At 68.8% G+C, this 12,417-nt stretch carries 10 protein-coding genes and 6 pseudogenes; 7 read left to right on the top strand and 9 right to left on the bottom strand.

All coding sequences use genetic code 11. The annotated features are described in order from the left end of the window. Window positions 1–46: 46 nt before the first annotated feature. Window positions 47–814: an IclR family transcriptional regulator gene (locus ACZ3IG_RS14915; protein ID WP_467432102.1), complete on the bottom strand. Its 768-nt coding sequence runs from the start codon at window positions 812–814 to the stop codon at window positions 47–49. A gap of 154 nt (window positions 815–968) precedes the next feature. Between ACZ3IG_RS14915 and ACZ3IG_RS14910 the strand changes: the two genes are divergently transcribed. Then, window positions 969–1,898 carry an alpha/beta fold hydrolase gene (locus ACZ3IG_RS14910; protein WP_467432101.1) on the top strand — a complete coding sequence of 310 codons (930 nt, stop codon included), beginning with the start codon at window positions 969–971 and terminating at the stop codon, window positions 1,896–1,898. Between the two features lie 32 nt (window positions 1,899–1,930). On the opposite strand, the gene ACZ3IG_RS14905 is transcribed toward ACZ3IG_RS14910, so the two are convergent. Next, entirely contained in the window at window positions 1,931–2,140 is a 210-nt protein-coding gene (locus ACZ3IG_RS14905) for a DUF6461 domain-containing protein (protein ID WP_467432099.1), read from the bottom strand. A gap of 77 nt (window positions 2,141–2,217) precedes the next feature. After that, window positions 2,218–2,664, bottom strand: a pseudogene (locus ACZ3IG_RS14900) (LysR family transcriptional regulator); the annotation flags it as partial. A gap of 209 nt (window positions 2,665–2,873) precedes the next feature. Here ACZ3IG_RS14900 and ACZ3IG_RS14895 point away from each other — a divergent pair. Further along, window positions 2,874–3,746, top strand: coding sequence for an aldo/keto reductase family oxidoreductase (locus tag ACZ3IG_RS14895; protein WP_467432096.1), 873 nt, complete (start codon window positions 2,874–2,876; stop codon window positions 3,744–3,746). Window positions 3,747–4,073: 327 nt separating this feature from the next. Here ACZ3IG_RS14895 and ACZ3IG_RS14890 read toward each other — a convergent pair. Both ACZ3IG_RS14890 and ACZ3IG_RS14885 read right to left on the bottom strand, forming a co-directional pair. Further along, window positions 4,074–4,882, bottom strand: a pseudogene (locus tag ACZ3IG_RS14890) (IS5 family transposase). Then, window positions 4,882–5,055: a transposase gene (locus tag ACZ3IG_RS14885; protein ID WP_467432095.1), complete on the bottom strand. Its 174-nt coding sequence runs from the start codon at window positions 5,053–5,055 to the stop codon at window positions 4,882–4,884. The pseudogene ACZ3IG_RS14890 and the gene ACZ3IG_RS14885 overlap by 1 nt, the downstream one beginning before the upstream one ends. Window positions 5,056–5,152: 97 nt before the next feature. Between ACZ3IG_RS14885 and ACZ3IG_RS14880 the strand changes: the two genes are divergently transcribed. Next, a complete protein-coding gene (locus ACZ3IG_RS14880; RefSeq protein ID WP_467432093.1) occupies window positions 5,153–6,196 on the top strand; it encodes an alpha/beta hydrolase in 1,044 nt (347 codons plus the stop codon). Between the two features lie 201 nt (window positions 6,197–6,397). Here ACZ3IG_RS14880 and ACZ3IG_RS14875 read toward each other — a convergent pair. Together ACZ3IG_RS14875 and ACZ3IG_RS14870 are read right to left on the bottom strand one after the other, a co-directional pair. Then, window positions 6,398–7,018, bottom strand: a pseudogene (locus ACZ3IG_RS14875) (site-specific integrase); the annotation flags it as partial. Window positions 7,019–7,033: 15 nt separating this feature from the next. After that, window positions 7,034–7,441, bottom strand: a complete 408-nt coding sequence (locus ACZ3IG_RS14870) for a winged helix-turn-helix transcriptional regulator (RefSeq protein WP_467432090.1) — start codon at window positions 7,439–7,441, stop codon at window positions 7,034–7,036. 99 nt (window positions 7,442–7,540) lie between these two features. On the opposite strand from ACZ3IG_RS14870, the gene ACZ3IG_RS14865 reads away from it, so the two are divergent. Then, window positions 7,541–8,461 carry an MBL fold metallo-hydrolase gene (locus tag ACZ3IG_RS14865; protein WP_467432088.1) on the top strand — a complete coding sequence of 307 codons (921 nt, stop codon included), beginning with the start codon at window positions 7,541–7,543 and terminating at the stop codon, window positions 8,459–8,461. An 82-nt stretch (window positions 8,462–8,543) separates the two neighbouring features. Here ACZ3IG_RS14865 and ACZ3IG_RS14860 read toward each other — a convergent pair. After that, window positions 8,544–9,008: pseudogene (locus ACZ3IG_RS14860) on the bottom strand (transposase); the annotation flags it as partial. Between the two features lie 527 nt (window positions 9,009–9,535). On the opposite strand from ACZ3IG_RS14860, the pseudogene ACZ3IG_RS14855 reads away from it, so the two are divergent. Beyond that, window positions 9,536–9,760 (top strand): annotated as a pseudogene (locus ACZ3IG_RS14855) (helix-turn-helix domain-containing protein); the annotation flags it as partial. Between the two features lie 146 nt (window positions 9,761–9,906). Here the strand turns inward: ACZ3IG_RS14855 and ACZ3IG_RS14850 are convergent. Further along, entirely contained in the window at window positions 9,907–10,500 is a 594-nt protein-coding gene (locus ACZ3IG_RS14850) for a TetR family transcriptional regulator (protein WP_467432085.1), read from the bottom strand. A 73-nt stretch (window positions 10,501–10,573) separates the two neighbouring features. Between ACZ3IG_RS14850 and ACZ3IG_RS14845 the strand changes: the two genes are divergently transcribed. Further along, window positions 10,574–11,455, top strand: coding sequence for an SDR family NAD(P)-dependent oxidoreductase (locus ACZ3IG_RS14845; protein WP_467432084.1), 882 nt, complete (start codon window positions 10,574–10,576; stop codon window positions 11,453–11,455). Window positions 11,456–11,484: 29 nt separating this feature from the next. Continuing rightward, a pseudogene (locus tag ACZ3IG_RS14840) lies at window positions 11,485–12,379 on the top strand (IS481 family transposase); the annotation flags it as partial. Window positions 12,380–12,417: the final 38 nt, after the last annotated feature.

Genomic DNA, 12,417 nt, shown 5'->3' with positions numbered 1-12,417 from the left:
CCCCGCCGGCAGGGCGCCGGTCTGCTGCCGGGCGCAGGCGCGTGGTTCACGGGCCCGCGGCCCGGGAGATCGCCAGACTCGCCCTGCGCAGCGCCGTCACGGCCGCGGTACGGGGCCCGCCCTCGTCGGGTGCGACCAGGGACAACGCGCCCAGTGCGTCGCCGCGACGGTTCAGGATCGGGGCGGCGACGGTCGACATGACGGCGGGCCCGGAGCGCAGGGGGTTGGGCACCGTCACGGCGCAGACGCCGTCCGTGCGGACGGTGGCCAGGAGCCGGCGGACGCAGGCCGCGTCGTCCGCGTCGGCCAGTGCTTCCTTCCGAATCCGCCCGGGGGCGTGCGCCAGCAGGGCGATGCCGATACCGGTCCCGATGAGGGGCAGGCGTCCGCCGACCCGGTACTTGATCGCCGCCGCGTCCCGTGCGGACAGCCGCTCGACCAGAACGGCCTCGTCGCCGTCGCGCACGGCCAGGAGGATGTGCTGGCCGGTGACCCGGTGCAGGTCCTGCATGAACGGCAGCGCGGCGGCGCGCAGTCCGTGGCCGCGGGGTGCCAGCGAGGCGATCTCGAGCAGTTGCAGGCCGACGACGAAGTCGCCGTTGTCGAGGCGTTCGAGGGCTCCGACGTCCGTCAGCTGGGCCGCGATCCGGGACGTGGTGCTCTTCGGAAGGCCCGCCCGGGCCGCGAGTGTGTGCAGTGCCAGTCCCTCGCCGGCCTCGGAGAAGGCACCCAGGACCCGGAAGGCCCGCTCCAGGACCGGCTCACCGCGCAACGGCCTGCCCGAGCGCGGGACTCGCACCGGCGTTCCACTCATCGGAATCGTCGGTGCGCGTCGTCTGCCACGGTTCGAATAATAGCTCGTGACGTGCCACCCGGTGAGGGCGGTCGCCGGCTCTGATCGCCGGCGCCGGGCCGGGGGAAGCGCCGTCCGCCCGTAACGACGGGCAGCACAGACCGAGGAGACCACAATGGTGACCAGCCCCGCGCTGCGCGACGTCCACGTCCCGCACGCCTACCCCGAACAGCAGGTCGATCTCGGCGAGATCGTCATGAACTACGCCGAGGCCGGTGACCCGGACCGGCCCGCCGTACTGCTGATCCCCGAGCAGACGGGATCCTGGTGGTCGTACGAAGAGGCGATGGGCCTCCTCGCCGAGCACTTCCACGTCTACGCCGTCGACCTGCGGGGCCAGGGGCGCAGCAGTTGGACCCCGAAGCGCTACAGCCTCGACAACTTCGGCAACGACCTGGTCCGGTTCATCGCCCTGGTGGTGAAGCGGCCCGTCGTCGTCGCGGGCAATTCCTCCGGCGGCGTCCTGGCGGCGTGGCTGTCGGCGTACTCCATGCCCGGTCAGCTCCGGGGCGTCCTGTGCGAGGACCCGCCGCTCTTCGCGTCCGAACTCGTCCCGGCGCGCGGTCACTCGATCCGGCAGGCGGTGGGGCCGGTGTTCGACCTCTTCCGGACGTTTCTCGGCGACCAGTGGAGCGTGGGTGACTGGGAGGGGTTCTGCCGCGCGGCCGAAGTCTCGTCGTCGCCGATGGCGCGGTCCTTCGTGGCGGACGTGATCCCGCAGCACCTCAAGGAGTACGACCCGGAATGGGCCCGGGCCTTCTACGAGGGGACCGTCGGGCTGAACTGCCCGCACGAGCGCATGCTGGGCCAGGTCAAAACACCGGTGCTCCTCACCCATCACATGCGCGGCACCGACCCGGAGACCGGGAACCTGATCGGGGCGCTCTCCGACGAACAGGCCACGCAGGCCAGGCGTTTGATGGAGTCGGCGGGGGTGAAGGTCGACTACGAGTCGGTGCCGGACGCAACGCACATGATGCACCAGTCCGACCCGGCGCGGTACGCCGAGATCTTCACACGGTGGGCGGCCACGCTGGCCCGGTGACCGGGTGACGCGCGGGCAGGCGCGGTCGGCCCTCAGGCCCGCAGCCAGGAGGGGGCGGGTTTCGTCCTCAGCCCGCAGGTGAACTCCGCCGTTTCCAGGAGCCAGCGTGTCAGCCGGACTGCGGTGACATGGTGCGCCAGGGCGACCTTGGCCGGGGTGAGGCTTCGGACCTCGTCCTCGTCCGGGCCCTCCAGCGGGTGGAGCGCCCCGAGGCCCCGCGGGAAGGAGGTGGTTGTGGCCACCAGGTGGCTCTCGGGGTGATGCTTCGTCCGTCGGCTGCGGGGGCGGCGCCATGCTGCTGCTCGCCGGGTCGCAGGGGCGCCACATCGGCGCGGCCGTCGCGCAGCATCTCCCCCTGCTCACATGTGCCACTCGGCAGCACCTCGATCTCGGCGGCGTCGGGCTCGGCCGCATAGGCGTCGATGAGCTTGTGCAGCAGCTCGTGAGACGAGCCGGCCTTCACCGCAAGGACCAGGCGGTTGCGAGGGCCGCCCGGACTGTCGGCGCGCCGGGTGCGGCGAGCGGCGGCGGTGGTCGCGTCGAGGGCTGCGCGGCCCTCGTGCAGCAGCATCTCTCCGGCGCCGGTCAGGGAGACTCCGCGACGGTTGCGTTCCAGCAGCAAGACGCCGAGGCGCCGCTCAAGCCGCTGGATGGCCCGGGAGAGCGGTGGCTGGGCCATGCCGAGGCGCTCGGCGGCGCGGCCGGAGTGGAGGTCCTCCGCGACGGCCACGAAGTACCTCAGCTCGCGGGTCTCCAAGGTGTCCATGGGCCCCAGCCCAACTCGGTGATACTCGCCGGGTATGACAGGGCACCCTGTCGGTATTGGATGCGCCGCTGGTCGGCGAGCGAACATCGACGACATGGGAAACCGAAGTCCGCTCCGGTAGCCGACGCGGACAAGGCGCCGTCGACGAGCGACGGACCACGCGACCCACAGCCCTCCGAAGTATCCGGCTCAGCAGGAAAGGCACAGCCATGAACACACCCCCCGCGTCACTGCCCGGCGGCACCTGGACCCTGGGCGATCTGACCGTCACCCGCTTCGGCTACGGCGCCATGCAGCTCGCCGGCCCCGGCGTCATGGGCCCGCCCGCCGACCACGACGGCGCGCTCGCCGTCCTGCGCGAGGCCGCCGATCTCGGAATCACCCACATCGACACCGCCGGCGCGTACGGACCGCGTGTCACCAACCAACTGATCCGCGAAGCACTGCACCCCTACCCCGCATCGCTGCACATCGTGACCAAGGTCGGCGCGGACCGCGATCAGCAGGGCGGCTGGCCCCCTGCCCGGCAGCCCGAGGACCTGCGCCGCGCCGTCCACGAGAACCTTGCGGACCTCGGCCGCGAATCACTCGACGTGGTCAACCTCCGGCTCGGCGACGCCCAGGGCCCCGTGCCCGGCTCACTCGCCGAGCCCTTCGAAACCCTCGTCGAACTCCAGCAGCAGGGCCTGATCCGGCACCTCGGCGTGAGTAACGCGACCACGGAGCAGGTCGCCGAGGCGCAGGGGATCGCGCCGATCGTGTGCGTACAGAACATGTACAACCTCGCCTACCGCCAGGACGACGAGCTGATCGACGAACTCGCCGACCAGGGCATCGCCTACGTGCCCTTCTTCCCGCTCGGCGGCTTCACTCCGCTCCAGTCCACGGCGCTCTCGGCCGTGGCCACCCGGCTCGCCGCGACGCCGATGTCGGTCGCCCTGGCCTGGCTGCTGCACCGGTCACCGAACATCCTGCTCATTCCCGGCACCTCGTCGGTGGCCCACCTGCGCGAGAACGTCGCCGGCGCGGGACTCCCGCTCTCCGACGAGGACCTTGCCGAGCTGGACAAGATCGGCCGTTAGGACCTGTTCCGGGTGGGATCACCCGGTGAGGCGGAGGCTGCGGACCCAGATCAGGGAGCCGAGGACCTTGATGCCGGCCAGGATGGTGGTGAATCGGGGGCTGTCGGCGCACTCGCCCGGGGTGAGAACGAGAAAGACAGCGGGCGACAGCTGCCGCGCGAGTCAGGCCGGCAGGTTCGGCACCCGCCACCGCCCGCCCTCTTCGCGCGTGCCTTCTCCTCCTCAACCGCCTTCTCCAGCGCGGTGAGGACCTCGGCGTCCACGAGCATGCCGGCGGCGTCGTGGTGGGTCCGGGCCGCAGCGGAGTCCACGCTTCAAGGCGTCATTTCACTTGGTGAGTCCGCGGTGGCATATGAGGGTCGCGGCGATGGCGGTGAAGGCGAGGAAGTGTTCCGGCTTGCGTTCGTAGCGGCGGTGGAGGCGTCGGCAGCCGGACAGCCAGGAGATGGTCCGCTCCACGACCCAGCGGTGCCGGCCCAGGTGTCGGGATGACTCGATGCCCTTGCGGGCAAGGCGGTGCCGGATGCTGCGAGAAGCGAGCCATCTGCGCGGGTGGCGGTAGTCGTAGCCCTTGTCGCCGTGCGGCTTGCCGGGCCGCCGGCGTCGCGGGCCGCGACGGGAGTGGGGGGGCGGGATGCCACGGACCAACGGGATGAGGGACCTGGCTGTCATGGAGGTTGGCAGCGGAGATGCCGACCGACAGGGGCAGCCCGTGACGGTCGACGATGAGGTGGATTCTCGATCCCTTCTTGCCGCGGTCGGTCGGATTCGGTCCCGTCACCTGTCCCCTTCGAGGGCCCGGACGCTGACGGAGTCGATCGCGCACCGCGACCAGTCCAGCTCACCTCGGGCACCGAGCTCGTCCAGGACCAGGCGGTGCAGCTTGGCCCACACCCGAGCCTCGGTCCACTCAGTGAACCGCCGGAAGGCGGTGACCCCCGACAGTCCCAAGCCCGGCGGCAGTTGGTGCCAGGTGCGACCCGAGGTGGCCACGAAGACGATGGCGGCCAGCACCTCGCGGTCGCCTCGCCGACGGTGTCCTCCACCCTGCGCGCGAACCGGTGCCGCGGCACCACCCGCTGGAACAACGTCCACAGGTCATCCGGCGCCATCCGCTCGACAAGCGCAGCAGTCATCACCCCAGACTCCGCAAGATCACGCCAACTGAAATGACTTCTGAGTCGCACCACTGCACAACCCGTTGGTAGGCCGTCGTCCAGATGTCGTGATCAGCGGGCATGTCCCGCCACGGACTGCCGGTACGGAACCGCCACACCACCCCTTCCAACTGCTCCCGCAGCCGCTCCAAGGACGGGGCGCACTCGCCTACCAGCAGTCACGGCGCGACGCCCGCTCAGGCTTCACCCGAGGCGTGCGCCTCGGCCCAGACAGCAAGGATCTTCCCCATGTCCTCGGACAAACCACGAAACCGCACGGCCCGCCTCACCGCGGGCGCGGCGTCCGCCGCGTTGCTCGTTACGGCCGTAACGGTCACGGCCCAGGGCGCGTCTGCCGCCCCCGACCGTGGGCCGGGCTACACCCTCCACACGATCACCCAGAAGGTCTCGCTCACCGGCAGCGGACCGGCCGACCAGACGCTGAGCGCCGTGGAATACCAACCGAGCCACGCCCGCGTGAAGGGCGTTCAGGTGATGATCCCGGGCGTCACCTACGACCACCGGTACTTCGATCTCAAGACGAACCGCGGCTGGATCTCGCAAGCCCGCGAGGCGGCCAAGGACGGCTGGATCACCGTCGCCGTCGACCGCCTCGGAACCGGCGACTCCAGCAGCCCGGCCGCGGACCAGCTGAACGGCACGACTCACTCCGCCGCCGTCCACCAGCTGATCACCAGGCTGAGGAGCGACCACAGGGGGCTGCCGATCGCACTGGTCGGCCACTCCATGGGCAGCGTGGTCGCCATCCAGGAAGCCGCGTCCTACAAGGACGTCGACGCCGTTGTCGTCACCGGATTCATGCACCATGCCGGCTCCGGCGGGCTGTTGTTCAACGCCGCGATGCACCCGGCCGCCGAAGACGCTGCCTTCGCCGGCCGCGCGATTCCGGACGGCTCCCTCACCACCCGGGACGGCATGCGCCACACGTTCTACTGGCCGTTCAACGCCGATCTGAGCACCGTGCAGGCCGACGACAAGGTCAAGCAGATCGCCACCCTCGGGGAATTCACCTCCTTCGAGGACGAACAGAGCCACAACACCTACGGCAAGGACGTCAACGTTCCCGTCCTGTCGCTCGTGGGCCAGCACGATGGCCTGTACTTCGACCCCGCCGACCTGAACACGACCCTCAAGGCGGAGACCGCCGCTTACTCGGCCAGCCCTGACGTCGACGTGAAGTCCATTCCCGGAGCCGGCCACGACCTGGCCCTCCAGCGCAACGCTGCCAGCACCACCACCATCGTCAACAAATGGCTGTCCCGCAAGCTCTAGGAGGACGCGCCTCGGCTCCCAGCGAGATCCGGGGCAGCAGGGGTTCGACCACACCAACTCCGCGAAGGTGGTGTCGGAAGGACAGCAGCGCAGGCGGGCGGTCGCGGGCGCCAAGATCCGCGGATACCGGAGCCGGTGGGGCTATCACCGTTCCCCAGCCCGACGGGCCATCCGCCGCGTGCTGACCACCTGGTCGTGTGCTCAGCATCGGCTGTCCCCGGGCGCGAGCGGGCTCGTGACGTCGGCGATCGCGTCCGCCGAGGGATGGAAGTACTTCCGTACGTTCTCGGGCTTCTTGTGCCGAGACTTCGCCATCAGTATCAGCAGGCTCGCCCTCGCCTCGCCGAGGTCCGTGAGCCCGGGTTGCCGCCACTCGTGCAGGTCCCGGCCCGCGCCGCTTTTGTCGCCGAGGGCGGTGTGCTCGTCCAGCAGCATGCGGGCCTGCCCGTACGACAGCCGGACCAGCCCAGTGTCCGTGCACACGTCGCGCGGCGCGAGGACCTTGCCCGGGCCCGGCCTGCGGTGGGTGACGGACACCGGCCCGCGCGTACGGCCCTTGAGAAGACGGGGTAGCAGCCGGGCGGTGCCCGCGTCCCAGTACACGGTCTCCAGCACGAAGTCCTCACGCACCGTGTTGCGGCGCCGGGTGCGAGGCCGGGCGCTCTTGGCCTTCACCGGGGCCAGGCGCCCGGCGAGGTCCAGCTCCTCGATGTTGACTCCGATTATCTCCTCCGACCGCGCAACCGCTTCGTAGAGCATCCGCCGCAGGGTCTTCTCCCGCAGATGGACATCGCGGCGGGCGATCAGCGGGTCGATGGCCAGCAGCCCCGTGACACGCTACCGGGCCGGGGAATCGGCAGCGTCGTAGCTCTGCTGGGCGGCCTCCAGTGCCGCGGTGTTGCTGCTGAACCAGCTCAGCAGCGCGCACAGTTGCTCCGCCAGGCTCCGCCCGAGTGGCGTCAGGCTGTAGGTGACCTGCGGCGGGACGGTCGGCTCCACCAGGCGTTCGACCAGCCCGTACCGCACCACCGACTTGAGGTACTGCGACAGCACCTTCTGGCTGATGCCGCCGATGTGCCGGTGAAGGCCGGAGAAGCGCATCGGTCCGGGAACCAGCGCAGCGATGATCAACGCACCCCACCGGCCGGTCACTTGGGCCATCACCGGCCGCGTCGGGCAGTCCTTGTCGAAAGAGTCTGCCGGAAGCTGGGCGAAAACATCCTTGAGCTGCTCACTCACCGCCATGCCACCAGCTTACAAAAAGGTACGTACTTACGAAAGGTCACCGACAGCCCTAGAGTCGACCCACGGAACCGGCGGCCAAACAAGACGAATGGGTTCAGAGTGTTCACAAGCCATGCATCCCCGGCCTTCCTGGGCTGGGACCTCGGAGGCATCGTTGTGCGCCGAGTCGACGAAATCGACATGTCACCGGCAACCAGTCAATGGCTTCTGCCCGATGCCACACCTGAACACTTGCACCACACCTGGCTGCGACCCCACTTCACCGACGGCACAGCCTTTGCGATGCACGTTCACATCTTCGCGATCGAGGTGAACGGCAAGCGCATCCTGGTCGACACCGGCATCGGCAACGACAAGCCCCGGCAGATACCCGACGCCGACAACCTGCAGACCCCGCTGCTGCGCTGGCTGACCGCCGCGGGTTTCGCCCCGGACACCGTCGACCTGGTGATCACCACGCACATGCACGTCGACCACGTCGGCTGGAACACTCACCTGGTCGACAGCCGCTGGACACCGACCTTCCCGAACGCCCGCTACCTCACCGACCGCAGAGAATGGGACTACTGGACCGCCGCCGCCGAAAGCGACGAGGAAGTCGCCCAGGTGCACCGCGACTCCCTGCGACCCATCCGTGACAACGGTCTGTACGACCTGCTCGACATCCCCGCCTCAGGCCTTGAGGTGGCCGACGGCGTCCGCCTGGTACCGACACGCGGCCACACGCCCGGCCACTTGTCGGTCAAGCTGACAGGCGCCGGCCGCAATGCGCTGATCAGCGGCGACAGCTTGCATCATCCCGTGCAACTGGCGTACCCCGACATGGGTAGCGTCGGCGACGTCGATCCCGCCGAGGCGCGAACCACCCGCCACCACTTGCTCACCGAGCTGGCCGGTACCGATGACCTGCTGCTGGGCACCCACTTCACGCATCCCACCAGCGGACGCGTCCAGCAGCGGGACAACCGATTCCAGCTGCTGGACGCGTCCCCTGTCCTTCTCCCGCCCGCCTCGTTCTAAAAATCGTGGGCCGGCAACAGCGCCCACGGGGAGTTTCGAAGTGCTGGTCACAGCCACTCGCTGATGGCCGCGACCAGCACGGTATCGCGGTCCAAGAGGTGGCACCCGGCTCCAGGACGGCGACGAATGGGTAGGGCCAGCCCGGGATGAACTGCGACGCCGTCTTCGCCCGACCGTAGACGTGGCAGAACAGCCGCTCGGCCGAACACGGCGCGTCCGAGCGAAGCCACGGCGACACATCGACGGCCAGGACCAGGTGCCCGCCGTCGAACCGCGGCAGCGGCAAGCCGGCCAGCACCGTCCGCAGCCGATCCACATCGATCCGGCCGCGGTTGAGGCCCCCATACATCGCTCCGTGTCCACGACGATGCTCGGGCAACAGCGTACGGTCCACTGGGTACTTCACCGCCCCGTCCGCCCACAGCACCGCATCCGTCAGCTCGAACAACTTGTCGCGCCGAGCGGTCAGACACTCGTAGAACTCGCCCCGGAAGCGTGACGCTTCCGCGAACGCTTCCCTCCTGACAGCATCAGGCAACAGACTCACCCTCACGGCCTTCGTCGTGATCACGTGCACCTTGGTCGGAGCACATGATCAGACGAAGGCCGCCCTCGCGTCCGGCGAATCCCCAGGTGACGACTCAGTACGAGGCGCCGTTCGAGGCCGGAATAGAAGAGCAGGCTCAGGTCAGGGCGCGAGGCAGCCAGTAAACGGAACTTCTGCGGGAACTCCCGGACTGGCCAGGTCAATGACACCCGTGATGTCTGCAACGGCACAGTCGATGGTTGCCACTGGGTCCGGGACAGCGTTGGCCGGTGACGTGAGGACGCCGAAAAGCGCAAGAGAGCCAAGAATGACGGTGATGGTTCGACGCATGATGCCCTCTCTCACAGAGATGCTGACGCGCCGAGCCTGCCCCTGCCGTGGCTTCCTGATGCGTTGTGTCACTCTTGTGGGTTTGATGGAACACCCCGGCGCTTTCCCGGTGACCCGCGTCCAGAATGGAGATCCTGGTAGATAAAGAACAAGCTGAAGGGTGTTGCGGAAGGCCGTGAGCAGGGCATATCCGTTGTGTGGCTGGGGTGTTGAGGGCCGAGCGGGTGTGGGTGGAGACGTTTACCGGGTTGCGGGTCGATCAGTTCGGGTGGTCGCTGAAAGCGGTCCGGGAGCGTGGTGGCGAGGGTTGCGGCTGGGGTCGTCCGTGGCGGCTGCCGCTGGCCGAGCGGGTGCTGCTGGTGGCGGTGTACTACCGCACGAACCTGACCATGCGGCAGCTCGCCCCGCTGTTCGGGGTCTCACCGGTGGGTGGTCGGCCGGCCTCCTCGGTCGCAGCAACTGGTCGTAGGCCTACCGCCCGGCCCTCACCCAGGCCCGGCCGCCTCACAAGACGCCCCTGGCTGACGTCTACCTGTTGTCGGGCAGGACGTTGGTGACGGGGGGCGGGTCACACCTGCCGCGGGCTGAGATCAACGTGGACCTGGTTGAACCCCTGGTCCAGCAGGGCTGGGCGGTCCACGTTCCCGTCTGATCGGGCCCACTGGCTGGATACAGCGTCGAGTACAGCCGTGGCGGCGTTGGTGAGCAGGTCCGCGGTGTACGGGTCGAGGTCGGTCCCTGGCCGATCTTGGAGCGCGTCGCTGACTCGCCTGCGCCATTCGGTTCTGCGTTGGTGGAGTCGCCCGGCCAGTGCGGGCGTTGCCTCGATCAGGCGGATGGTTGAGAGCGCCTGCTCACTGGCGTGGATCTCTTCCTGCCAAGCCCGCAGGACCTGGTGCAGGCACTCCCACGGCCCTTCGCCTGCTGGTCGCGCTGCGATGTCGGCGACGACGCTCTCACCAGTGAGGTCGATGCCGTCGAAGACGACGTCTTCCTTGGTCGGGAAGTAACGGAAGAAGCTGCGCTTGGTCATGCCGGCTGCTCGGGCGATGTCCTCGACGGTCGTCTCGTCGAAGCCCTGGCGGGCGAACAGGTCGACGGCCACTTGGGCGAGCTCCGCCCGCACTGCTCGGCGGGTGCGTTCGCGCAGTCCCTCTTTCATGCACCCAGTCTACTTCGCATCATTCGATGACTATCATGTCACCAAGTGACAGATCGCGAATGGGGTGGTGACAGTGGAAGGCAAGACCGTCCTGGTGACCGGCAGCACGGGTGGCATCGGCAAGGAGACCGCGCGACAGTTGGCCGCGCTCGGCGCGAGCGTGATCCTCGTCGGACGGGATGAGTGCCGCGCCGACGCTGCCGTGGCGGATATTCGTCACACCAGCGGGAACGATGACGTCACGGCGATCACGGCCGACATGTCCCGGCTGCGCGACGTCCGTCGCCTCGCCCAGGAGGCCAGCGGCCGGGCCGGCGGCGTGGACGTGCTGATCAACAACGCCGGAGCGACCCGAAACCACCGCGAGGTGACCGAGGACGGCATCGAGACCGCGTTCGCAGTCAACGTGGTCGCGCCGTTCTGCCTCACCCACTGGCTGATGCCGGCCCTGACAGCGTCCAGGCAGGCCCGGGTCATCAACATCACCGGCGGCATCCCCCGGGGGCAGATCGACCTCAACAACCTGCAGGGCGAGAAGTCCTATGTCGGGCTGTCGTTCTACAACCAGACCAAGCTGGCGCAGATGGCGATGAGCTACCGCTTCGCCCAGGAACTCGCGGCCACACCGGTGACGCTGAACGTCGCCTACCCCGGACACGCCTACACCTCGATGAACAAGAACCTCACCGTCGGCACCTATCCGCCATTGGCTCGCCCCATCGTCCCGTTGCTGCGGCTGGCGATGCCCGTCGTCTACGGCCGCCGGGCGCTGCTGAGGGCCACGCGCTCCAGCGTGTACCTCGCCTCCAGCCCTGAGGAGCGCACAACGAACGGCGCCTACTTCAACAGCAAGGCCAAGCGGACCCCGTGGCCCGATGCCGTCCTGGACGACACCACCCGCAACACCATCTGGGAGCTGTGCGAGATGCAGCGCGACGGTCCGACCACGGCGTAACGCTGTCACCAACGAGAATGGATGTGCTCATGGTGCATCGCAACACCCCGTTGAGCCCCGATGGGCGGCGCCGCCTGATCGCTCGGTGTCGGACCCGACCCCCGACCGATCGCTCACGTAGCAGCCGAGATGGGAATCTCGCGTGCCTGCGCGTCCAAGTGGGTCAACCGATGGCGTCGACATGGCGAAGCCGGTCTTCAGGACCGCCCCTCGACGCCGCACAGCAGCCCGACCGCGACGCCGCCCGAGGTGATCCAACAGGTCGAGGCATGGCGGCGTGGGCACAAGTGGTCCGCCCGACGGATCACCGACGAACTCGCCGACCTGGGCATCGTCATCGACCGACGCACGGTCGGCCGCCACCTGAGCCGACTCGGGCTGGGCCGACGACGGTTCTTCGACCCCAGTGGCGGCCCCCACCGCGGACCCGGCAAGATCATTGCCCGCCGGCCCGGGCACATGGTCCACCTGGACGTGAAGAAGGCCGGCCGGATCCCCGACGGCGGAGGCTGGCGGATGCACGGCCGAAACAGCGACCCGGCCAAGGTGACGGCACGGGCGAAGACGGCCGGCGCCAAGCGCGGCTACATCTACCTGCACTCCATCGTCGACGGCCACTCCCGGCTCGCCTACACCGAACCCCTGCGCGAGAAGGGTTCCACGGCGGCGGCGTTCCTCGCCCGTGCGAGGGTTTGGTTCGCCGCTCACGGCATCAACCGCATCCACAGGATCGTCACCGATAACGGCGCCTGCCGCCGATCCGGCGACTTCGCCCGGGTCGTCGGCAACCAGACCCGCCACCAGAAGACCAAGCCCTACACACCCCGCCACAACGGGAAGGTGGAACGCTACCAGCGCATCCTGGCCGAAGAGCTGCTCTACGCCCGAGACTTCACCAGCGAAGACGCGCGATCGGCAGCGATCGCCCGGGGGCTCGTAGGTCCGGGCGTGAGGAAGTGGGG

The organism is Streptomyces sp. NPDC016677, assembly GCF_055562815.1.
This window is presented reverse-complemented; position numbering and strand designations above follow the sequence as displayed.